General features: G+C 37.8%; 23 protein-coding genes. 7 read left to right on the forward strand and 16 right to left on the reverse strand.

The genetic code is table 11. The features are described 5' to 3' along the window. Window positions 1-132 precede the first annotated feature (132 nt). Window positions 133-399 carry a transposase gene (locus C1634_RS03635; protein WP_073337027.1) on the reverse strand — a complete coding sequence of 89 codons (267 nt, stop codon included), beginning with the start codon at window positions 397-399 and terminating at the stop codon, window positions 133-135. Between the two features lies 1 nt (window position 400). Between C1634_RS03635 and C1634_RS03640 the strand changes: the two genes are divergently transcribed. Next, entirely contained in the window at window positions 401-679 is a 279-nt protein-coding gene (locus C1634_RS03640) for a hypothetical protein (RefSeq protein WP_103235534.1), read from the forward strand. 78 nt (window positions 680-757) lie between these two features. After that, a complete protein-coding gene (locus tag C1634_RS03645) occupies window positions 758-1,531 on the forward strand; it encodes a cyclase family protein (RefSeq protein WP_103235535.1) in 774 nt (257 codons plus the stop codon). A gap of 79 nt (window positions 1,532-1,610) precedes the next feature. Here C1634_RS03645 and C1634_RS03650 read toward each other — a convergent pair whose 3' ends face one another. The 6 genes from C1634_RS03650 to C1634_RS03675 all read right to left on the reverse strand — a co-directional run bounded on the left by C1634_RS03650 (window position 1,611) and on the right by C1634_RS03675 (window position 8,865). Then, entirely contained in the window at window positions 1,611-2,363 is a 753-nt protein-coding gene (locus C1634_RS03650) for a succinate dehydrogenase/fumarate reductase iron-sulfur subunit (protein WP_103235536.1), read from the reverse strand. A 13-nt stretch (window positions 2,364-2,376) separates the two neighbouring features. Further along, window positions 2,377-4,293, reverse strand: coding sequence for a fumarate reductase/succinate dehydrogenase flavoprotein subunit (locus C1634_RS03655; protein WP_109738081.1), 1,917 nt, complete (start codon window positions 4,291-4,293; stop codon window positions 2,377-2,379). A gap of 10 nt (window positions 4,294-4,303) precedes the next feature. Further along, on the reverse strand, window positions 4,304-4,960 hold the full coding sequence (locus tag C1634_RS03660; RefSeq protein ID WP_103232749.1) for a succinate dehydrogenase cytochrome b subunit: 657 nt from the start codon (window positions 4,958-4,960) through the stop codon (window positions 4,304-4,306). Window positions 4,961-4,976: 16 nt separating this feature from the next. Continuing rightward, a complete protein-coding gene (locus C1634_RS03665) occupies window positions 4,977-6,407 on the reverse strand; it encodes an anion permease (protein WP_103232748.1) in 1,431 nt (476 codons plus the stop codon). A 20-nt stretch (window positions 6,408-6,427) separates the two neighbouring features. Continuing rightward, window positions 6,428-7,594 carry a porin gene (locus tag C1634_RS03670; protein WP_103232747.1) on the reverse strand — a complete coding sequence of 389 codons (1,167 nt, stop codon included), beginning with the start codon at window positions 7,592-7,594 and terminating at the stop codon, window positions 6,428-6,430. A gap of 221 nt (window positions 7,595-7,815) precedes the next feature. Next, window positions 7,816-8,865 (reverse strand): linear amide C-N hydrolase, encoded by a 1,050-nt coding sequence (locus C1634_RS03675; protein WP_103232746.1) that lies wholly within the window; start codon window positions 8,863-8,865, stop codon window positions 7,816-7,818. Between the two features lie 381 nt (window positions 8,866-9,246). Here C1634_RS03675 and C1634_RS03680 point away from each other — a divergent pair, with 381 nt between their 5' ends. The 3 genes from C1634_RS03680 (at window position 9,247) to C1634_RS03690 (ending at window position 13,063) form a co-directional block, all read left to right on the forward strand. Next, complete coding sequence (locus C1634_RS03680; protein ID WP_109737910.1) at window positions 9,247-11,445, forward strand: ATP-binding protein; 2,199 nt, start codon at window positions 9,247-9,249, stop codon at window positions 11,443-11,445. Between the two features lie 21 nt (window positions 11,446-11,466). Continuing rightward, entirely contained in the window at window positions 11,467-12,018 is a 552-nt protein-coding gene (locus C1634_RS03685) for a biliverdin-producing heme oxygenase (RefSeq protein WP_103232744.1), read from the forward strand. 118 nt (window positions 12,019-12,136) lie between these two features. Continuing rightward, window positions 12,137-13,063 (forward strand): malate dehydrogenase, encoded by a 927-nt coding sequence (locus C1634_RS03690; RefSeq protein WP_103232743.1) that lies wholly within the window; start codon window positions 12,137-12,139, stop codon window positions 13,061-13,063. Window positions 13,064-13,217: 154 nt separating this feature from the next. On the opposite strand, the gene C1634_RS03695 is transcribed toward C1634_RS03690, so the two are convergent. The 3 genes from C1634_RS03695 to C1634_RS03705 all read right to left on the reverse strand — a co-directional run bounded on the left by C1634_RS03695 (window position 13,218) and on the right by C1634_RS03705 (window position 15,677). Beyond that, window positions 13,218-13,790: a hypothetical protein gene (locus C1634_RS03695; protein WP_109737911.1), complete on the reverse strand. Its 573-nt coding sequence runs from the start codon at window positions 13,788-13,790 to the stop codon at window positions 13,218-13,220. Between the two features lie 489 nt (window positions 13,791-14,279). After that, window positions 14,280-15,197, reverse strand: a complete 918-nt coding sequence (locus C1634_RS03700; RefSeq protein ID WP_103232741.1) for an alpha/beta fold hydrolase — start codon at window positions 15,195-15,197, stop codon at window positions 14,280-14,282. 96 nt (window positions 15,198-15,293) lie between these two features. Continuing rightward, window positions 15,294-15,677: a winged helix-turn-helix transcriptional regulator gene (locus tag C1634_RS03705; protein WP_047378668.1), complete on the reverse strand. Its 384-nt coding sequence runs from the start codon at window positions 15,675-15,677 to the stop codon at window positions 15,294-15,296. 123 nt (window positions 15,678-15,800) lie between these two features. Here C1634_RS03705 and C1634_RS03710 point away from each other — a divergent pair, with 123 nt between their 5' ends. Further along, a complete protein-coding gene (locus C1634_RS03710; RefSeq protein ID WP_103232740.1) occupies window positions 15,801-16,811 on the forward strand; it encodes a zinc-dependent alcohol dehydrogenase family protein in 1,011 nt (336 codons plus the stop codon). A gap of 163 nt (window positions 16,812-16,974) precedes the next feature. Here the strand turns inward: C1634_RS03710 and C1634_RS03715 are convergent, their stop codons facing one another. The 4 genes from C1634_RS03715 to C1634_RS03730 all read right to left on the reverse strand — a co-directional run bounded on the left by C1634_RS03715 (window position 16,975) and on the right by C1634_RS03730 (window position 19,077). Further along, window positions 16,975-17,208, reverse strand: a complete 234-nt coding sequence (locus C1634_RS03715; protein ID WP_103232750.1) for a hypothetical protein — start codon at window positions 17,206-17,208, stop codon at window positions 16,975-16,977. 116 nt (window positions 17,209-17,324) lie between these two features. Then, entirely contained in the window at window positions 17,325-17,861 is a 537-nt protein-coding gene (locus tag C1634_RS03720; protein ID WP_103232739.1) for a GNAT family N-acetyltransferase, read from the reverse strand. A gap of 17 nt (window positions 17,862-17,878) precedes the next feature. Continuing rightward, a complete protein-coding gene (locus C1634_RS03725) occupies window positions 17,879-18,271 on the reverse strand; it encodes a VOC family protein (protein WP_103232738.1) in 393 nt (130 codons plus the stop codon). A 20-nt stretch (window positions 18,272-18,291) separates the two neighbouring features. Continuing rightward, window positions 18,292-19,077, reverse strand: coding sequence for a hypothetical protein (locus tag C1634_RS03730; protein ID WP_109737912.1), 786 nt, complete (start codon window positions 19,075-19,077; stop codon window positions 18,292-18,294). Window positions 19,078-19,180: 103 nt separating this feature from the next. Between C1634_RS03730 and pafA the strand changes: the two genes are divergently transcribed. Continuing rightward, on the forward strand, window positions 19,181-20,827 hold the full coding sequence (gene pafA, locus C1634_RS03735; protein WP_103232736.1) for an alkaline phosphatase PafA: 1,647 nt from the start codon (window positions 19,181-19,183) through the stop codon (window positions 20,825-20,827). Window positions 20,828-20,889: 62 nt separating this feature from the next. Here the strand turns inward: pafA and C1634_RS03740 are convergent, their stop codons facing one another. Further along, the gene (locus C1634_RS03740) at window positions 20,890-22,023 is read right to left on the reverse strand and encodes a tetratricopeptide repeat protein (RefSeq protein WP_109737913.1); all 1,134 of its coding nucleotides are present in this window, start codon (window positions 22,021-22,023) and stop codon (window positions 20,890-20,892) included. After that, window positions 22,020-23,648: a helix-turn-helix domain-containing protein gene (locus tag C1634_RS03745; RefSeq protein WP_103234418.1), complete on the reverse strand. Its 1,629-nt coding sequence runs from the start codon at window positions 23,646-23,648 to the stop codon at window positions 22,020-22,022. Before C1634_RS03745 ends, C1634_RS03740 begins: the two co-directional genes overlap by 4 nt. Window positions 23,649-23,767 lie beyond the last annotated feature (119 nt).

The following is a 23,767-nucleotide window of genomic DNA, read 5'->3' on the forward strand; positions in this document are numbered from 1 at the left end:
CGGGTTGGTCGTCTTTTTTATGCCCATAATAATACATACTGCGGCTCATGCAGACGATCTTGCAAGCCCTATGAACACTGATTCCTGTTTCGCTAATAACCCCCTCTGCCAGTTCTTTTCGTTCACAGAGCTTTAAAGCTTTTTTTCAATGATATCCTTTAAGATACGATGATCCAGGCTCAGATCTGCAAACATGCGTTTAAGACGTACGTTTTCCTCCTGTAGAGCTTTAAGCTCCTTAAGATGCTGCGCATCCATTCCTCCATACTTTTGCTTCCATTGATAGAAAGTAGGTGCAGAAATCCCATGTTCTCGACAGATGTCTTTTGTCGCTTTCCCAGATTCATATTCTTTCAGAATATTGATAATCTGATGTTCTGAAAATTTGCTCTTTTTCATAATGTTTAACAAACTAAATTTAATAATTTTAATTGGTCTGAAAAACAGGGAAGTTTACCCTATCATCAGTGTAAGCCAGACCGGTCTTACAGTAAATGATCAGCCACAGATCATGTTTCAGGTGAGTTTCAAAGATTTCAAAGGGGTTGAACATATTGCTGTTTACAAGAAAATTGTAACGCTCCTGAATCTCTCTTCCGTTCCTAAACAGGGAATAGTTGAGATCATGTATGATGAGAATGATCCCAAAAAGATTATGATTCCAAAGATGTTTTTCTAATGCTAAAGGCAAGTATAGCAAATTTACTTTTTCTTCCATCTTCGTATTCGCTATCTTTGTCTCTTTAGCCTACATCATATGAAAACAACACTTGTCGATTTAACAAAACCGATTCAGTACAATGCAGGAGACCCATGGTTCATGCGGGTGAAAATCAAACATAAAGCACATAGAAAATCACATTGGCTGATTCGTCTGGCGCTGAGACTTCCAGCGAGGCTTTTTCCTAAAAACTGGACGGGCTGGGCAGATGATACCATCAAAAATATGGGACTTCATGCCACAACCCATATTGATGCTCCATGGCATTACGGTCCTGTAGTAGAAGGGAAACCTGCAAAAACAATTGATCAGATCCCTTTGGAATGGTGTTATGGTGACGGTATTGTAATCGACTGTACTCATAAAGAAGACTTTATTGCCATCACGGTTGATGATCTGAAAAAAGATCTTGATAAAAACGGAATCACCATAGAGGAAGGAAATATAGTGCTTATCAGGACTGATCGTGATAAGATGATGGGCACTGCAGATTTTGTAGAAAAAGGAACGGGAATGAGCAAAGAAGCAACAGAATGGCTGATTGACCAGGGCGTAAAAGTCATGGGAATTGACCAATGGGGTTGGGATCTTCCTTTACGATATATGGCTAAAAAAGCCAAAGAAATGAATGACCCTGAATTTTTCTGGGAAGGTCACCGCGTAGGAATTGAAAAAGAATATTTACATATAGAGCAGCTTACAAATCTGAGCGCGCTGCCTCCATCCGGATTTAAAATATGCGTATTCCCCCTTAAAATTGTGGGTGGATCTGCAGCTCCGGCAAGAGTAGTGGCCATGATAAATGAATAGGTGAAAACATTCTTCTAAAAAACAAAAGCGCGAATTTATCTATGTATAAATTCGCGCTTTTATCTTTTTATTCTTTGATCTAATTTTTCTTTTTGAAAAACAAGGCTCTGTTATACTCAAAATTCATTCTGGCGATATTCAGAACGGAAATTCCTTGTGGACACTCCACTTCACAGGCTTCTGTATTGGAGCAGTGGCCAAATAGCTCGGTATCCATTTGAGCGATCATGTCCAAAACCCGTTTGCTTCGTTCTTCTTTCCCTTGAGGAAGGAGTGCCATATGGGTGATCTTTGCAGACGTAAATAAAGCGGCACTTCCGTTTTTACAAGTCGCAACACAAGCTCCACATCCGATACACGCTGCAGAATCAAAGGCTTCTTCAGCAGTCTGATGGGTAACCGGAATAGCTGTTGCATCAGGAGCCTGACCTGTATTTACCGATACAAAACCTCCTGAAGATATAATTCTGTCAAAAGCAGACCGGTCTACCTTTAAATCTTTCTTCACAGGGAATGCTCCGGCACGGAATGGCTCTATCAGAATGGTTTCCCCATCTTTAAAAGACCGTAAATGAAGCTGACAAGTCGTTGTATTTTTTAAAGGACCATGGGCAATACCATTGATCATCATTCCACACTGTCCACAGATTCCTTCACGGCAGTCATGATCAAATTCTACGGGTTCATCTCCTTCAATGATCAGTTTTTCATTCAAGGTGTCCAGCATTTCCAGGAAAGACATATGGGAATTCAATCCTTTCAGGTCGTAGTTGACCAGTTTTCCTTCACTTTTTCTATCTTTCTGTCTCCATATCTTAAGATGTAAATCCATAATTTTCTGTTTTTTATTTGTAACTTCTTACCGTTGGCTGAATTTCTTCAAAGGCTAAAGGCTCCTTAACCAGCTCTGGTTCTCCATTTTCACCTTTCCATGCCCATGCAGAGATAAATTGGTATTCCGCATCATTTCTCATGGCTTCTCCATCCGGAGTCTGGAATTCTTCCCGGAAATGAGCTCCGCAGGATTCGTTACGGGTTAAAGCATCATAGCACATCAGTTCTCCGATTTCGAAATAATCGGCAACACGGCCTGCTTTTTCCAGTTCGGTATTCATTTGGTTTCCCTGTCCGGAAACTCTTACGTCTTTATAGAATTCTTCTTTTAGTTTTCTGATTTCCTGAATGGCATATTTCAGCCCTTCTTCGTTTCTGGCCAGTCCGCAGTAATCATACAGAAGCTTTCCTAATGTTTTGTGGAAATAATCAACGGTTTTGGTTCCTTTGATATTCATAAAGCACTGAATCTGGTTTTTTACTGCATTTTCAACCTGCTCAAATTCAGGAGCATCCGGTGAAATTTTCCCGGTATGAATGTCATCAGCCAGATAATTGGCAATCGTATAAGGGGCAATAAAATATCCATCTACAGAAGCTTGCAAAAGAGAGTTTGCTCCCAGTCTGTTGGCTCCATGATCCGCAAAATTAGCCTCCCCTAAAGCAAACAATCCCGGAACGGTAGTCATCAGTTCATAATCTACCCAAAGTCCACCCATAGAGAAGTGGGCTGATGGGGAGATCATCATGGGTTCTTTATACGCGTCGTATCCTGTTATTTTCAGATACATATCGAATAAGTTGCCATATTTTTCTTTAATCTTATCTTTTCCCTGTTCCTGTATGGCCTTTGAGAAATCAAGATATACAGCATTTTTTAAAGGTCCGATTCCGAAACCTGCATCAATTCTTTCCTTGGCCGCCCGGGAAGAAATATCCCTTGGAGCAAGGTTTCCGAAAGCCGGATATCTTCTTTCCAGATAATAGTCTCTTTCATTTTCCGGAATATCATTTGGGGGTCTGTTTTCACCTTCCTTCAGGGGTACCCAGATTCGTCCGTCATTACGTAATGATTCGGACATTAATGTCAGCTTAGACTGATAATCTCCAGATTGAGGAAGGGAAGTAGGGTGTACCTGAATCCAGCTTGGGGAAGCCATTAAAGCGCCCTTTTTATGAGCTCTCCAGATTGCCGATCCGTTACAGCCCATGGCAAGGGTAGACAGGTAATAGATTTTTCCATAGCCTCCGGTTGCCAGTACGACTGCATGGGCTGCATGTCTTTCAATTTCTCCTGTGTCTAAATTCCTTACGATAATGCCTCTGGCCTTACCGTCAATAGTTACCAGATCAAGCATTTCATGTCTTGAAAACAATTGTACAGAGCCTTTTCCCACCTGTCTCATTAAAGCTTGATATGCTCCAAGAAGTAGCTGCTGCCCGGTTTGTCCCCTCGCATAGAAAGTACGGCTTACCTGAACTCCTCCGAATGAACGGTTGTTCAGATATCCTCCATATTCACGGCCGAAAGGAACTCCCTGGGCCACGGCCTGGTCGATGAGGTTTAGAGAACATTCTGCCATACGGTATACATTGGCTTCACGGGCTCTGAAATCGCCTCCTTTCAAGGTGTCTACAAACATTCTGTAGACACTGTCACCATCATTTTTATAGTTTTTTGCAGCATTTACCCCTCCCTGTGCCGCCACTGAGTGTGCTCTTCTCGGGCTGTCCTGGAAACAGAATGATTTCACATTGTATCCCATCTCTCCTAAAGAAGCTGCGATAGAGCTTCCCGCCAGTCCTGTTCCTACTACGATAACATCCAGTTTCTTACGGTTGGCAGGATTCACCAGTCTGGCTTTCTTTTTATAATTTTCCCACTTATGCTCCAATGGGCCTTGTGGTATTTTTGAATCTAAAATCATAACAGTCTGTTTATTGATAAGTAAAGAATACATACACCGGCATCAATGCAAAACCGATACAGATAATGATTGAATAGGCAATTCCGATAGTTTTGAACCATTTGACAAACTTAGGATGATAGAGTCCCAATGTTCTTACGGCACTATTAATCCCGTGGATCAAATGGTAGCACAGAGCAATCATTGAGAGTACATAAATGATAACATACCACCATTCTTTGAAAACATTCACTACCAGAATGTATAAATCTTTATTCCCGTTCTCATCCAAAGGAGGATTTCCAAATTTGTAGATATACCAGAAGTTCTGGAAATGGATCACTAGGAAGATCAGAATTAATGTTCCGAGGATTCCCATATTTCTGGAAGCCCATTGGCTGGCTCTTCCGCGTCTGTCCGACTGATAACCGCCTCCGGATTTTTTATTTTTTAAAGTAATAATCAGCCCGTCTACGGCATGCAGAATAATACTGGCATACAAAACATAAGACACTATTTTGATAATGATGTTTCCTGATAAAAAATGCGAATAAGCATTAAACTGCAGGTGTGCCTGTTCTTGTGGCAGAAAAAGCTGAAGATTTCCAAGGAAATGAATCAACAGGAAGAATCCCAAAAAGAGTCCTGTAAGGCACATCAGCATTTTTCTTGACAATGTTGATAACATATTTTCGATTTAAAAATTAATAATATCCTAAGACTTTCATCCACAATCCTCCTACAACCATATAAATGATCAGCAGAACGATTCCTATTTCAAGACCTCTTACCCACCAGGCTTTCAGGTCTACATATCCGCTTCCGAAAAATACCGGAGCCGGACCGTGTCCATAATGGGTAAGCACTCCATAAATTGAACCCATGAAACCCAGCATCATAGCCAATAACATAGGAGGAATTCCCAGAGAAACCCCTACACCAAGCAATGCTGCATACATAGCCGCTACGTGAGCGGTAGCACTTGCAAAGATGTAATGGCTGAAGAAATACACCAGAATGATTACAGGGAAAGCTACCTGCCAGCTCAGACCACCGATTTTTACTTTGATAAGATCACTAAACCAGCCAATGAAGCCTAATTCGTTTAAAGAACTCGCCATCATCACCAGAACGGCAAACCAAACGATGGTATCCCATGCTCCTTTTTCTCCTTTTACATCTTCCCAGGTTAGTACTGAGGTTAACAGTAGCAATGTTAATCCAATGAATGCAGTGGTGGTTGCATCAATAGAAAGTGCTCCACCAAATATCCAAAGGGCTAATAGAATGAAAAATGCTAATAACATCAGCCATTCATTTTTAGAGATAGGCCCCATTTCTTTTAACTTCTGTGCGGCCATTTTCGGGGCATCACCGGTTTTTTTCAATTCAGGCGGATATAATTTGTACAATACCAGAGGAACGACAAAGAATGCTACCGCACCGGGAAGAAATCCTGCTGCTGCCCATGACATCCAGGTAATATCAATACCAAGGTTGGCTGCAAATTTCTGACACATCGGGTTACTCGCAGTACCGGTAAGGAACATAGAAGAAGCGATGAGGTTCATATAGTAGCTGTTCAATGTTAAGAATGACCCTAGCTTTCTATGGGTTTCAGGTTTTTCAGGAACGGAATCAAAGCTTATAGCCATAGATTTCATGATCGGGTAGATAATTCCGCCTCCTCTCGCGGTATTACTCGGAATAGCAGGAGCCAGACAAACATCGGCAAGTCCTAATCCGTATGCTAATCCCAATGAACTTTTACCAAAAACTCTTATGAATACAAAAGCGATACGGTTTCCAAGCCCTGTTTTGATAAATCCTCTGGCAATAAAAAATGAGATCCCGATCAGCCAGATCACTTTATCTCCAAAACCCGAAAGCGCTTTTGTAATAGATTTTCCGGCATCTCCCGGAGCTACCACCTGTGTAAGGGCTGTAAAGCCAATGGCCATCATACACATGGTGCCCATAGGGGCTGCCTTAAGGATGATTCCTAATATGGTTGCTGCAAAGATGGCAAACAGATGCCATGCATTCTCGGCAACGCCTTCCGGGGCAGGGATGAACCATATGATCAACGCAACGGCAAATGTGATCGCTACGTTTCTGATATTAATTTCTTTCATGATACTAACTATTTAGTGGGTTAAAATCTACTTTGTACTTGCACTATGAATAGATTGTTATTGTATTGTGAGGTATTTTCTACCTGATATTTGTAACGGTCAAACTGTACTCCCAGCTGAATTCTTGCTCCGTAATTTTTTAAAAATTCCAATCCGAACATTGGGGTAATTGTTTGTCTTGGGTTGGAAGCCAGCCTGAAATTGGTGTCAAGATATTCGTATCGGCAGGATAATTCAAAAGCACTCAGATTTTTGTGATTGATCTCATATCTTAAATTCGGAAGGAAATAAGCACCGCGTATCAGATACTGATCAGGATTATCCGGACGTAATTCGGGGGCAATGGAGTTGTAGAGCACGTGGTTGGTAGCTTGTTTGGCTTCCAGCTGCATATCCATGCTCCATTTTGGATCGAACTGGATCAGTGAGCTCAGATCTATTCCCAAAGCGTATACCTTTTTGCTGAAAACTTCCCCGGTACCTCCATTCAGACCTACATTGAAATTGTATTTTTTGGAAAGTCCAAAAACCAAACGGGTAGAATACTGTTTTCCGTTGTCGTTGTCATTGATTTGATTTTTTCCGTTTCCATTGACGATAGAAACTGCGTATTGGAAGGGTATTTCTCCAAGTTGAAGCTGTCCTGTGGCAGACATCCCGATCTGGAAACTTGTCCAGCCCAGTTTCCCAAACTCTGTATACTGATTGGACCAGTCTAAAGATTTAATAATGTCAATAGGGTAAGTCTCTTCAATACCGAACCAGGGTCTGAACTGTCCTACAGTAATCGCTAATTTTGGATTGAAGGTATATTTCAGATAAGCATTTTCAAGAACTCTGCTTTTAGGATCATTTTTAAAATCGGCAAGGTTGGCCAAGACAACAACTTCTGTACGTTTACTGATTTGTGCCCGAACCTGAACCCTCATGTATTTGAGCATGAAATTATTATCAGTTCCGGAGCCATCGGTATGATGAAGTCCGTTTACATCAACATCCTTAGACATCCCTACCAGATAACGCGCCTGAAAAAGGCCTTTGATCTGCAGCTGCGGATATTTTACATTGTCTTCTTCCTGTGGAGGAGGTGTGGTCTTCAGAGAATCCTGATTTTGTGCATAAGCTGATAACCCGCAGGCCAGCATGCACAGGATCAGGCTTTTCTTTTTAATCGAAAAAAAGGCCATATCTTTTTTGTTTTTTTATTGTGGAACTTTATGTTACCACTAGTTTCTTACTGTAAATGAACTTAAAAGTATTTTAAACCACCCATCAAATCTTTGACTTGACACTCCTTTCGGAGGAAGAGAAAGGTCACCCATTCAATCGTCATGTGGCATACTTACGTCCTTTCCTCTGCTGAAAACAGATTATTTTACTTAGCGTAAGCGTCTTTGTGGTGAAATATTTATTTTAATCCTAAGAATGTGAACGGTGCAGATTCTTTAAAATTCGCATTGGATTTACCATTATAGGTGTTGTTATTACTCAAATCCAGCTTCATCACCTTTCCTTTAGGGCTCAGATCAAAATCTTTAAGATCTACCCAGAACGTGTTTGGAGTGAAAACGGTTTCAAAATAATACACCAGGTTTTTCTGATCTGAAACAGAACGCCATCTCGTTGATGAAATATTAGGTTCCGTTTCAGAAGTGATTCCATAAGGGACCGAGCAGTTTCTGATGACACTGAAAACACTCGCCACCGCTGTACGGGTATCGGCAGTCTGTGGTATTGCATTAATATAGTAAGATGCTCTTACGAAACGGTCCGCAGCACGGTTGGTTCCCGGAAGCATTACCGTTCCCGGAATTCCTTTCCAGTAATTGTTAAGGGCCAGCTGTTCTTCAAAAACAGGAGAGTTGGTCATTACCGTATAAGAGGGATCATGATGAATCACCAGTTTTCCGTCAATATATTCAAATACCGCATTGTCTCCTGAAGCGTCCGAAATGGAAAGATGAACTGTTGTAAACTTCTCTGTTCCCGGAATATAATCACTTACAATGACGAACGGTTCTTTTCGTGAAAATTCTACAGCTTCTTTTACTGTGGCAAAATTATCAAGATAATATTGGGCCCATAATGAAATGGCAATTCCCTTTTTACTTCCTTTTCCATCAAATTTCGGGTACTGGGATTCTCCCAGCCAAAGCATGTTGGCAACCAATCCTTTTTCGTTCATCCCATCGGCTGAAGCAATATCCCAGGAAGAGCTGATGAGGCTTCCGTATTTAGAAGTCCATTTTACAGATTTAGAACCTACCTGCCCGTTGCGGTCTGCTCCTCTTGGGAAAACCCAAAGGTTGGCCGGGATTTCATCGCGCCAGTCCATAGATCTGGCTGTGATAATGGTATTCTGAGGACCTTTGTAAACCACCCTTGTGCAGGCTTCTGATGGATTCCATAATCCTATAGAAAGGACTAGAGAAAATAAAATTAATGGGAACTTTTTCATAATAGTATTATTTGAATTTAAATTTTACGTTGAATTTATTATGAATAATTCAATGTATTGAGGCTGTATTCATTATTTGGTGACATAAATTTAGAAAAATTAGTTTAAATAACATAATATTTACGGTTAATAATCCGTAATTCATGTAATGAATCATGGTTAATGACTGTAAAGTATTCTCATTGGATTTTTTTTCGTATCTTTTAGTGATATCATATAAAAATGGGGTTAAAATGGAGAATACTTCAATGTATTTTTCAACCTTTTTTTCTAATAAAATATTCGATGGATGCAGGCTGAAGGACTCTTAAAATTAAGTACCACAAAAGAGAATGCTGTTAAGAAAAAATGTTATATTTGGTTAATAGACTGAAGAGATATATGAATTTTATAGAATGCCATGAAGAACCTATCCATATTCCGGGTTCTATTCAAAGTTTTGGTTATTTGATTGGCATTGATGCAGAGTCCCGTACCATTACTTTTTTTAGCAGGAATATTTCGGATATATTTAAAATCGAGAGTTCAGATGCACTATTCGGGAGAAAGATTACGGACTTTCCCCATAGTTTTCAAAGCATTATTGATTCAGAGATCTATACTTCACTAGACCGGTTTACGAGACGTAAAAACGAAACCTACTTTGACAAGATTTTTATTAATGATAAAGAATATCACTTTTCTGTTTTCAGGAGTGATCTTTATATTTTCCTAGAGTTTGAGGAGGTTCTGATTAATCCCAATAAGCGGATTTCGAATAAGTATGATAATTTTTATATCATCGATAATGAAAAAGAGCTTTGGGATCATCTTTTGGAGACCCTTTCAAAGGTGGTGAATTATGACCGGATGATGGTTTATAAATTCATGATGGATGGTTCCGGAAAGGTCATTGCCGAGAAGAAGAATGAAAATATGGAAAGCTTTCTGGGACTTCATTACCCGGAATCTGATATTCCGAAACAGGCAAGGGATCTTTATCTTAAAAAAAGAAAAAGAATCTTCAGCAATGTGTATGCTGATATGGTTCCGATTCTAAGTAAGAGCCCTGAAAATATAGATCTTACTTTTTCTGCATCCAGGGGAATGTCGCCAGTTCATGGACAGTATCTTAAAAATTCAGGAGCGGCTTCCAGTTTCAGCATATCCATTATTATTGATGACCATCTCTGGGGATTGGTCACTTGTCAGAATGTAGATCCTAAGCATATTGATCTTGAGGACAGGGTACAGGCGGGTATTTTTACAGCTTTAGCCGCGAATGCCTATTCTTCCTTTAAATCCAAACGTGAACTGAACTACCGTCTGGAGCTGAATGAAAAGATATCTCAGCTGAAAACAAAATTTTTAAAACATAATCATCTTTTTGATTCCCTTATTGAAAGTAAAACAGAGATTCAAAACCTACCGGAAGCCGATGGGCTGGCTATTATTTCGGATGGAAGTATTGTAACAGCCGGAAGTACTCCGGATCTCAAAAATATTGCGAAGATTGCACAATGGGGATTGACAAATACAAATGACCGTATCTATGTCAGCAGAAGTTTCCTTAAAGATTACGGTGAAGAACTTCAGCTGTCTGAAAATGCAGCCGGAGTGGTTATTTATTTCATCGAAAGGGATAAAAATGAAATGCTGATCTGGTTCCGTAAGGAGTTTAATGAGCATATCGACTGGGCTGGTAATCCTCAAAAAAGGGTAACTGTTTTTTCTCAAAACGGAGAGGAAAAACAGATGATATCACCAAGAACGTCTTTCCGTATTTTTACAGAGAATATTAAAGGGTATTCCACAAGATGGAATTCACGAAATATAAGTGCAGTACATGCTGTAAGGGATTTGATTTTAGAAACATCCCACAAAAACTATAATGCGATCAAAGGTCTTAATGATGAGCTTAAAAAAGTGAATGAAGAGCTTGACAGTTTTTCCTATACTATTTCTCACGACTTAGGAACTCCATTGACGGTGATGAAGCTGAATGCCCAGATGCTGTTGGGAAATCTAATGGCTGATGCTGAAAAGAGCAAAACCAAGATCAATACGATTATCGAGGAGATTGATAATATGGCTGAAATGATGCAGGATGTATTGCAGCTGAGCCGCGCCAAACATAGTGAAGTTCAGCTTGAAAGTCTGAAAACAGCTCCTACGATCCATAAAATCTCTGAAAATGCAAAGATGACGTATGGCAGCGCAGCAAGCGAAGTTATTATTAAAGAATGTCCGGATGTTTTGGCCGATAAAACCATGTTGCATCAGGTATTTCTCAATATTATCAATAATGCCGTGAAATATTCTTCCCATCAGGATCATCCGAAAGTAGAAATTGAAGGAACGGAAGACGGGCAGACTATTATCTACAGGATTTCTGATAATGGAATTGGTATTCCTGAAGAGGAGAAGCATAAAATGTTTAAAATCTTCAACAGAATGGACAATGCCAAGAAATTCAAAGGAAATGGGGTAGGGTTGTCTATTGTGCACCGTATTATGAAAAGAATAGGAGGGAATGTAGATTTTGAGAGCAATAAAGAGGGGACTTCCTTTATTTTAACGTTCAAAAAGCCTTACATTTGAGAAACTTTTAAAACGTTATGTATGGTATCAGAATATCTTAAACAGAATACAGCAGATTATCACGATGCGGCAGAAAAACTTTTTAATTCTGAAAAGATTTTTAATAAAACCTTTACTTTAGAAGATTATAAAAAGATTATTCACACGAATTATCTGATGCTTCTTCACAGTGAAAATAAAATATTCAGCAGCCTTTCTGATAAGTATTCAGAAAAACTTCAGCTTGATGCAAGAAAGAAGCTTTCTCTTATTGAAAAAGATCTTAAAAGTCTTTCTTTGGAAAACCAGATAGAGTCTCACGATCTTGAATTTGAGAATGAGCATGAAGCATTGGGAGCAATGTACGTGATTGAAGGTTCTACGCTGGGGGGTAACGTTATTGCTAAGCAGCTTTCCAAAACAGAAGGTTTTGATGAGGTTACTTTCAACTTTTTCGGATGTTATCAGGAGAATACGGGACCTATGTGGAAGAATTTTAAAGAAGTTCTGGATACCGAAGTCGCTGAAGAAAACTACAACGACGTGCTTTCCGGGGCGAAAAAACTTTATACGTTTTTACTGAACGTCAACTAATTTATTTTAATTCTAATTAAATTCCTGAAAGATTGCGCATTTTTTCAGGAATTGTTAAATTTGGGGAGTTTCAAATTTAAACTTAACTAACAAAAAATAATTTTTAAAAAGTAACAATATGAAAGTAACTGTAGTAGGTGCAGGCGCTGTAGGAGCAAGCTGTGCGGAATACATCGCAATGAAGAACTTCTGTTCAGAAGTAGTTTTGGTAGACATTAAAGAAGGGTTTGCTGAAGGAAAAGCAATGGATTTGATGCAGACAGCATCTCTTAACGGATTTGATACAAAAATTACGGGTACAACAGGAGATTACAGTAAAACTGCAGGTTCTCATGTAGCAGTAATCACTTCAGGTATTCCAAGAAAACCTGGAATGACAAGAGAAGAATTGATCGGTATCAACGCTGGTATCGTGAAAGAAGTTACTGAAAACTTAGTAAAACAATCTCCGGAAGTAATCATCATCGTAGTTTCTAACCCAATGGATACTATGGCTTATTTGGTACACAAAACTTCAGGTCTTCCTAAGCACAAAATCATCGGAATGGGTGGTGCATTAGACTCTGCAAGATTCCAGTACAGATTGGCTGAAGCATTGGAAGCTCCAATTTCTGATGTAAACGGAATGGTAATCGCAGCTCACAGTGATACAGGTATGCTTCCTCTATTGAGCAAAGCGACAAGAAATGGTGTTCCTGTAACTGAATTCCTAGACGAAGAGCAGCAAAAATATGTAATCGAAGAAACTAAAGTAGGAGGAGCTACTCTTACCAAATTATTAGGAACTTCAGCTTGGTATGCTCCAGGTGCTGCTGTTTCTGTAATGGTTCAGGCGATTGCATGCGACCAAAAGAAAATGATCCCTTGTTCTTTAATGCTTGAAGGAGAATACGGACAAAACGATATCTGCTTAGGAGTTCCTGCTATCATCGGAGCAAACGGAGTAGAATCAATCGTAAACGTAACATTGACTGCTGAAGAGCAATTGAAGTTCGCTGAAGCTGCAAACGCAGTAAGAGAGGTGAATGGAGATCTTAAATTCTAATAATTGACCGGCTTTTAAGCAGGTACTACAATAGATAAAAACAGGCTGTTTCAATTTGAAACAGCCTGTTTTGTTTTTTGAGGGTCTTTATAATTTGAACCATTAAGAAAAATGAAGAGGTAAGATTGATTAAGGAATGTCGAATGATTTTGTGCTATTTTCCATTTATTTTTTTTAAAATTTCCAATAATTCAGGTATTTTATTTACCTGAGATTCTGTCCAAAAATAATGTTCATTATCAGTTATACCATAATCTTTTAGATAAATAGAGATTCGACGAGTATTTTTTTCAATATAGAAATTGAAAGATATTTCTTTAGAGTTAAAAATATAATTTGTGGATTGTTTACCTTCTGTTTTATCTTTTAGATTGGGAATTACGTATTGTTCTATAAATAGAACAAATTCTTCTACCTCATCTAAATCTAACCAGGATGTTTTGAAAAACTCTTTTGACTTTCCCATGAAATCTGATTTTATATTCATATTAACTTGAATAGATTTCATTTTTTGGTTTGTTTTAAGATTAATAGCTTCTACAGGAAAGAAAGATACTTGTTCACCAATCCCTGATCTGAAATCAGCGGTTACATTCCAATCTTTATTGATTTGAGTGAAATCAGCACCATTAATGAATTTTCTTGTAGCTGAATTTAAACTTTCATTTTCCTGTGCTTTAGAAAATAGACATAATGATAAGAAGAAGATGATAGATATTTTTTTCATAATAAAGTTTTTTTAGTTGTGATCTATGATATATCAATTATTTGTAGTAGCTCATAATGTTCAAATATAAAGAATCTTTTATCTTGATCATTGTGGGAAGCCATAATTGGAGCAAGATTATTTACAGCCACTTTCAGAACTGTTTATCCTCTTCAGTAAGTCCCGCTACCCCCTTAGGTAAGGGGGGATACCCGGTTGTGTGGGGGTACAGGTAGTTCGGAAGGGGTGATAGCACCTATGATAAGTGGTGACAGGGACTTATAGAACGGGCTAAAGGCAGTTAATGAAGGGGCTGGAGGGTGTTTTGAACGGGGTATAGCCCGTTATGGAACCGGCTATATGGACTTGTGATAGTGGGTGGAGGTCGTTATGAACCGGTTAGATACCGTTTATGAAGTAGCTGGAGAGGCTTTGGTAAGGGGTAGTAAGGGTTTCGGCGCGGCCGAAGGCCGCGCCGAAACGTAGTATAATAAAATTGTCAATCCAATATTACTTGGTTGTATTCACAAAATGGCTTACAGCGTTTACAAAGTCTTTATTTTTCTCATAATACAAAAGGTGTCCACCATCAATGGAAACTACTTTCTGATTGGGAAACCGGAAGGTTTTATAATGCTGAGTTCCGACTGCCTTATCCTTCTTTCCTGTGATGATAAGTACAGGGACATGAATATCTTTTGTGATAGGAGCGTAATCGGAATAGTATTCCGGGAAGTCTTTAGGTTTTGAGATTACCGCCATTCCGAAATCGATAATGCGGGGATAAAGAGAATCAATCTTATCCGATTGTTTTATGGTTTCGATATCTTCGGTCAGGAATTTATATCCTATTCTTTTTTTTCTTAATGCACTGCTGATTTTTGAAAGTTCTGAAGAAAGACTGTCTTTAGGAACCTCTCTGTTTTTTGCCTGTAAAAGGCTGTTTCCATATTCAATCTGTTCTTTGACCGATTCATCATTCAGGAAATGGAGAGTGACATTGGAAAGGATAAGCCCTTTGGTATGCTGGGGATATTTTTTTGCATAACTGACTGCTATGATTCCCCCAAAGGAATGTGCCAGCAGAAAGATTTTTTTCAACTTGAGCTGCTGTCTCAGTTCTTCAATGTCCTGAACCATTTTATCGAGATGATAATTTTCCGATGTGCCGGAGGCCCCGGAACCCCGTTGATCCATATAAACCATCTGCATATTTTTTTCCAGACTATTTCCACCCATCAGTTCAAACGATGGATATCCCTGGCCGGGACCTCCGGGAATATAAAAGCAGGCTTCTCCTTTTCCGGAGATTTTATATTTGATCCTGACATGATCAGAGGTTTCATAAAAGCCTTCAGAAGAATGATTCTGAGCTGAAACAATAGTCAGTGAAACGAAAAAAAAGAGTAGGAAAGAGATTGTTTTCATATATTCATAACAATTGTAAAGGGCTGTTTATTACTAAAATAAGAAATTTTCTTCCTTTTGTCTTATCCCATCTAAAGGTCATGATGGTCACGTTTACTATTTCATAGACCCCGGAAGAATTCTGACTTCATAAGGAATATTTTGTTTTCCCCAACTGCAGAGCTGGTGCATCACCTTTGTTAATTCTGATCCGCTGGGTGTAATATGATATTCAACTTTTAGAGGAACCTCATTGAATATTTTCTTAGTGATCAGGTTTGATTTAACCAATTCATTGAGTACTGAAGATAATACATTGTCTGAGATTCCAGTCAAAGTTTCTTTCAATTGAGAAAATCGTGAGACATCATGGGTAATGAGTAATAAAACTTCTGCTACCCATCGCTTACCAATAATCTTTAGTACTTTGTTCAGGGTACATCTGTCGTCCAGATAATGTTCATTGATTGTATTGGTAGAACTCAGCTTCTTTTTACTCATACTCACTTATTTATTAGTAGCTCACAATGGGCTGTAGGTTATTCTTCGTGACTTTTTCAGCATACATTTGTCTTATAAAATTACGGTTTTTCTCTATAGTGTAACAATTTTAAAATAAGTAAAATGAAAGCATATCAGGTAAATAAAGAGTACAGTATATCTTCTCTTGAACTGGTTGATAAATCCTATCCCAAACTTTTACCCAATGAAGTATTAGTGAAAATGAAAGCCAATTCTCTTAATTATAGAGATCTGATGGTGGTAATAGGCTATTCTTCCTGGAAACCTCCTGTAGGAAGGGTGCCGGTTTCTGATGGAGTGGGAATTATTGTCGAAAAAGGAAGTGCAGTCACAACTTTAGCCATAAATGACCGCGTTGCCGGATTATTTTTGCCCAAATGGATAGATGGAAATCTGACAGATGAAAAGACAGGTGGTTCTCTTGGGGGTGCAAAAACAGACGGACTGTTGCAGGAATATGCCGTGTTTCATGAAAATGAAGTCATTAAGGTCCCAGATTTTTTAAGCGATGAGGAAGCAGCAACGTTACCTTGCGCGGGATTGACAGCATGGCATGGCATAATGGAAAAAGGAGATCTTAAACCTGGTACTACAGTACTCATTCAGGGGACAGGAGGTGTTTCTTTATTTTCTGCTCAATTTGCACTGATGGCTGGTGCTGAAGTGATCTTATTATCAAGCAGTGATGAGAAACTGGAGTTAGGTAAAAAGATGGGAATTAACCACCTTATTAATTACCGTCAAATCCCCGAGTGGGAAAAAAACGTTATGGATATTACTGGTGGAAGAGGGGTAAACCATATTGTAGAAGTGGTAGGAGGTAGTAATATCAACAGATCCATGGATGTAATTGCCCTCGACGGTACCATCGCAGTCATTGGCTTGATCGGTGGATTAAGTGCGGAACTGAATACCGTGAAAATTATGTCCAGACAAATCAGACTGCAGGGAATAGAAGTGGGTTCTAAAGAAATGTTTACCCACATGAACGAAGCTTTAGCAGCGCATCAAATACATCCTGTCATTGATCGTGTATATCCATTTGAAGATGTAAAATCTGCTTTTTCTCATCTGGAAAAGGGTGCAACAGGAAAAATTGTGATAAAATATTAGTGTTATTTTGGAAGGGGAACTTGTTGATGTTGACAAAATAAAAACAGGTAATTGTTAATGATTATCTGTTTTTTAATTATTTATTTCAAAAATTCCTTTGAAACGGATATAAAAAAAGAGCGGTAAAAACCGCCCCCCACAAGATTTTATCTAACAAAATATTTTACATATAAACGCATCCGCATCCAGTTTCCCATTCCTGGCAAAGACGCATTGGTTCGTTGCATCCTGGGTTGCCACCGCCTCCTCCGGAAACTCTGTAACAGGTACCATCGCTGCAATAGTAAGAACCTATCGTTGGCGGGCAATTGCCATCCATATCACATATTGCATAGGGAGTGTCACCACCACTGATCAGCACAAGCTGGCTTCTCTTTAATTTTTTTACATTTTTCATAATAATCATGTTTTAATTTGCTGATTACTAATGTATAGAAAAATTAGCACACCTACAAGTGTTTTAATTAACAAGAAGTAAAAGATTTTATCATAATATCATTTTTTATCATGTATTTATTCCACATCTAAGGTCATAAAAAGAGCGATTTCCTCTGTATTATTGTAGAGTCTTGTATTGAGTCCGGTAATATTGAATCCCATTCTTCGGTAAAACTGGATAGCAGGGTAGTTGGTATTCTGTGTTTCGAGTTCAATAACTCTGCAGTTTAATTTCCGGGCTTCTTTAATAGCATTTTTAATCAGCATAATTCCGATTCCCTGCCGTCTTTGTTTCTCGTCGATCAGAATGTTTTCTATATAAAAGCTGTTGTTCCATGTTCTATGTTCACAGATGATCCAGCCTGCCAGCTCTTCACTTATAAAAGCCCCAAAAGAATTTCCTTTTTCAATGATGATATTCAGTTCTTCAAGGTCTTCAGAAGTGGTTTCCCAGATTTTGGTATAAGGTAAAGACTTTTCTTTTAAGCTAAACTCAAAAGAACCTCCAAATTCAATGGAGGAAACTGAGTATATTCTGTCTGTTGTATACCCATTATGTCCCCAGTCTAAGCTTGGATTAGAAGCTAATTGTTGTAATTTTCTTATTTCCACATCAAGTATTTTTAAGCTTATTGAATTTCAGTACATATTTCTACCAGATAATTGTCCGGATCTTTGATATAAGCTGTTTTTTGTCCCCATGGCTTTACTGCAATATCTTCATAAAGAACGGCTCCATTTTGTATTGCTTTTTCAACTAATGCTTCTACATCATCAGTTACAAACCCCAGTTCCATTCCAAAAGGTTTGTCTTCAGCTTTTGAGGTTAAAAAGCCTTTTTTGATATTGGAACCTGCAAGGCTTACAGAAGCAAATGAAAGACTGGTTTCTCCAGTAGATAATTCTCCGTAATCTTTTTCCGGAGTGATGAATTTTATTTCAAAACCAAAAGTATTTTTATAAAAATTCATGGACTGTTCTACATTTTCAACATAAAGAATGACATATTTGAATTTGATCATATTTTTGAATTAAAATGGTTTTATTTTTTATTTACAATGTATTCTTCATCTACCATCAGCCTTATATGAGGACCCTGTAAAGGATACTCTTTGAAACTTCCGAAATGACCGAAGTGAAGAGGGTATTTCTGGGCAAGCTGCCGTACTTTAGTTCCAAAAGAATTAATATCCACCTTTTGAATCCTCTCTTTCTTCTGTCTGCCATTGGTGAAAAAGAGCATCAGGTTGCAATGATTTTCAAAATCGAAATCAGTATAATAGAATACATTGAGGTTTTCTTCATGACATAGCTGTATCAAGTCATTGATAAAGCTTCTTTTATCCTGTAAAGGCATGTTACAATCGATTCTAATTGAAAAATTTTCAGCATTATACTTTTTAAAATCTGAACCCACCATTTGAATGAAACGATGTTCAATATTTTTGAATCCTTCTCTTTCCGGTGCATAAGTTTTGCTGGATTGAATGGTAAAAGGAGCACTGGAATCTAATAATACAGCATTTTCACAAATCAGCAATTCTTCAATTTCTAGGGCAAATTGAAAATGAAAATCAAAAAGCAGATGGTCTCCGATATTGATGATCAGCTGATTTCCATCGATGTTCATATGTAAGTAGGTTTCTTTGAAATCTGTTTTCAATTCTTCCAGTTTTCGGATAAAATCATCTGTATTTTCAACCTGAACTCTTGCTGCCAGCTCGGCTGGATTATCGGCATGCCCACCATATCCCGGATAAAATTTGAAAAACTGAAAATCATATAAATGATCTGGGAATTTGAAATACCAGTATACGCCTAGAATCATAGAGGGTTGATTGATGAATTGTACAATAATCAAAATTAAATAAAATTTCACACTCCAAAACTTTCAAAACCCTTAAATTTGTTGTCAATAAAAATTTACTTGGATGCTTAGGAACATTTCAATTGCGGCAGCTACTTTTTTGTCCGTAGTTACAATCAATGCGCAGAAGAACAGAAATACCCAACTTGAGAGACCAAAATTAGTTGTAGGTCTGGTAGTAGATCAGATGCGTTGGGACTATTTATACCGTTTTTATGGTAAGTATGGAAACGATGGTTTCAAAAGACTTTTGAATACAGGATATTCTTTGAATAATGTACATATTCCTTATGTGCCTACTATTACAGCTTTGGGACATACGTGTATTTATACAGGATCTGTGCCGGCTATTCATGGAATTGCAGGAAACGACTGGACAGATAAAGAAACAGGTAAAGGAGTTTACTGTACCGCAGATGAGAGCGTTCAGCCGGTAGGAACTACCAATGTGAAAATCGGAAGCCACTCTCCGAAAAACCTTTGGTCTACTACGGTAACTGACGAATTGAGGCTGGCTACCAACTTCCAGGGAAAAGTAATTGGAGTTTCTTTGAAAGACAGAGCTTCTATTCTTCCTGCAGGACACACTCCAAACGGAGCTTTCTGGTTTGATGACAGCACAGGAAATTTTATTACCAGTACATGGTATATGAATGATCTTCCTCAATGGGTAAAATCATTCAACTCTCAGAATCTTCCTGAAAAATTAGTAGCCAACGGTTGGAATACCTTACTTCCAATCAACGAATATACAGAAAGTGCACCGGACAATTCTCCTTGGGAAGGTCTATTGGGAAGTTCAAAAACACCTACTTTCCCTTACAGTAATTTAGCTCAGGATTATCAGAAGAAAAAAGACAATATCCGTTATACACCTTTTGGAAATACACTGACATTGAAACTGGCAGAAGCTTCTGTAGAAGGTGAAAAACTGGGTGGAGATAATATTACAGACTTTTTAGCAATTAACCTTGCTTCTACCGATTATGCAGGACATAAATTTGGTCCGAATTCTATTGAAGTGGAAGATGTTTATATCAGATTAGACCAGGATTTAGCAGAATTCTTTAAATATCTGGATTCAAAAGTAGGAAAAGGAGAGTATACGGTTTTCCTTTCTGCTGACCACGGTGGAGCGCATTCTGTAGGATTCCTTAAAGAACATAAAATCACGACTGGTTTCTTCGGTGAAGATGCGGAAAAGAACCTGAACCAAAAACTGAAAGATAAATTTGGGGCAGATAAATTGATCAATGCGATTGATAACTATCAGATTTATTTTGACAGAAAAGTATTGGCAGACAGCAAGCTTGAATTGGATGATGTGAGAAACTTTGCGGTAAAAGAACTAGAGAAAGATCCTACCGTTTTATATGCTGTTTCAGTGGATAGAGTTCAGGAGTCAAGTATTCCGGAGCCGATCAAACAAAGAATTATCAACGGAATCAACAGACAGAGAAGTGGAGATATCCAGTTAATTTCTCATGACTCTATGCTTCCTCCGTATTCTAAAACCGGAACTACACACAGCGTTTGGAACTCTTATGACTCTCATATTCCATTGATCTTTATGGGATGGGGTGTGAAGCAGGGAGAAAGCAACAAGGCTTATCACATGACAGATATTGCACCTACGGTATCTTCTTTATTGAAAATTCAGTTCCCAAGTGGAAATGTAGGAAACCCGATTACGGAAGTTATTGGTAGATAAATTGAAATTTATACATGATAAAAAAAGCATTCCATTCAGGAATGCTTTTTTGTTTTCATAGCTTATGACGTTCTGATCATTTGCTGTATCTCTTTATGAAACTTCTTATTCTGTTTTCTGATTTTTAGAATATAATATAAAAGAATACCAATAAAAATACATCCCAGCAAAACAGAACCAATTTGAATGTAACGGAAATGAGATTTTAGGTTTTCACTTTTTAAAGAGGTTTCCTTATTATGATTATCGATCACCTGGTTAATGGATTTCAGTTCATTCTGCTTTCTTTTAAAACGCATTTCCAAATGTTTTTTATTATACTGCTGATAGAGATTCTGCTGTCCCATAGCCAGATAATTGTCGGCTAATTCCTTATAAAGTCCTTCATTCAGGGTGATATCTCCGGTATTTTTACAAAGATTTTCAGCTTTTAGTAAAAGATTGATGGCAGATTGGTTTTCATGCTTTTGTTTGTGGATTTCAGCAACTCCTTTCAAGGCGAATGCTTCCAGGCTTTTTGCATAATTCTTTCGGGCGTAGTTGATAGACTGCAAAAAAGCTTCCTGTGCTTTGTCAATTTGATTGAGATTGAGATAGCAGTACCCAATATTGTAATACACCACACTCATATTGGAATAGGTGGTTTTCTTCACGGGAACCTTTTCATAATTTTGTATCGAAATCAAAAATTTCTCCAAAGCAATTTCCGAATTAGACTGGCTTTTATACACCATTCCTCTTATCGCATGGCTTGCAGCGGTCTCAATATATTTTTCAGGATTTTTCTCCGGGATTTTTGCAATATACTGATCTGCTTCATTCAGTGTTTCAAGGCATTTGCTGAAAAGTTCCATTTGCTGATACTGGATAGCCACCGAAATAAGAACTCCCGCCTGATTCCTGGGATCATTGGTTTTCTGAGAGAGTTCCTTTGCTTTTAAAATATACTTTAATGATTCCTCAAAGTTTCTTTTAGCAATATTGGCCGTAGAAAGAAGCATATAAAGATTGATGGAGGTTTTTACATCATGAGATTTTTTTAATAACTGTTCTCCGATTTTAATGGCGTTGTCAGGGTTATCATAAATTTCAAGTTTAGCCTTTTTTATTAAGACACTATCTGGTGTCTTTTGAGCTTTTGTGAAACCACAAAGGAATAAAAGGAATAAGGGTAATATCTTTAAAAATGGTTTCATACGGCTTTAGTTTTACTGATTTCCTGAATATAAACATTGGGGGACATTCCTGTAACAGATTTGAAAACGGTTGTAAAGGCGCTGTGCGACGAAAACCCAGAATATTCTGCAAGATAACTCACTTTATAATTAAGAAAAGTAGAATCATTCCTTAACAGCTGTACAATGTGATTGATCCTGAGGTTGTTGATATATCCGTTGAAATTCTTCTCCTTATTGTTGATGACTTCAGAAAGATACTTGGTATTAACTTCCATTTGAGAGGAAAGCAGTGATAGTGACATGTTTTTATTTAAGTAGCCGTCAGATTTTTCAAATTCCTCAAGTTTTTGGAGAATTTCATCTTCCTTTTCTCTGGATATTTTTGTGGAGCTAGGATCTTTTGCTGTTGCAGAAGCTTTATTTAATAAGAGTGGTTGAGGTTTCTCATTGATCTGTTTTTCAAAGAAATCAAACTGCTTTTTTAAGTCTTTATTTTTGCTTTTAATGATTAAAAAATAAATAAACAGCCCTATGACAATCAATGATAAAACGAGAACCAAAGACCAGGAAGATCTGGTCAGTATATGCTTTTGGAATTCAATATTTTTATTTTGATTGGTTTCAACAAGTTTTACAAGATATCGTATTCCTTCTTTCGAACTTGAATCCGTTTTTGCTTTTAAATCATTGTGAAGTGTATTGTACTGATGGTATTTTGCATCATTATGAACCGCGTAATAGTTGCGGGATAGAGATTCGTAAATTTTAATTTTTAAATTGTTGAAAGGTAGGTTTTCAATCAATAAAAGTCCGGCTTCCAGTTTTTCAATAGAGGTTGTATAATCCTGTTTCAAAAAATAATATTGGGAAAGATTCTCATAAGCCAGACCTAGCAGAAAAGGTTTGTTTTCCTGATGCTCAATATCAGAAATAATACTTTCTATAAGTGTTTTATATTCAGCTAATTTATTTTGCTTTAACAGATAAGAAGCCCGGAAAATCCTGTTTTCCATTTTTATAATTGTATTCTCCTCATTATAATCACCCAGGTACTGATTGCTTTTATCCAGATTTTGTAATGCCGTGGGATAATCTCTGTTGATTCCCGAGTTCAAAGCCTGAAGCTGATACAATTTTGCCGTGGTGATTCTCAGAGCCGGATCAGGGCTTTTAAGAAGCTTTTGATCAGATAAAAGATGGGTAATTATTCTTTTGGACTGATTGTACAAGCCCAGATTTTGATATTGATCTGCCAGATTATAATCATTGAAGACCTGCATGAAATAAGAAAGACCTGTTTTTTGATCAGTATCTTCATATTGAGCGAAAATATTCACAGATTGTACATAATCACCTTTCATCGCAAACGCTTGGGAAATGATATTTTGAAGCACCATTTTATGTTCAGTATTCTGATCACTGGCAAGAATTCCCTGGGTATAGCTGATGCATTCGTCAGAATTTTGATAGAGCTTCAGAAATGCCTTATCAGCGAGAATAGTAAAGTCCGGACCGGACTGCCCATTAATAAAAATAGAGATGAAAATAAAGATAAACAGTTTGATTCTTCTGCTATTTTGAAATAATTTTTGTCTTGATAATTTGTTTTCTGTGTTTTTTTGAATAGTTCCGGTAAAATCCATATTCAAAATGTGGTTTTATATCTATTTGGTTATTAGTGTTTTATAAATTAAATTCTTTTTAAATTCACGAATTCTGAAAGTCAATTTCTTTTGAAAGGGTGAATATTGTATTAATATTG

It is taken from the genome of Chryseobacterium viscerum (genome assembly GCF_002899945.2).
Classification (GTDB): domain Bacteria; phylum Bacteroidota; class Bacteroidia; order Flavobacteriales; family Weeksellaceae; genus Chryseobacterium; species Chryseobacterium viscerum.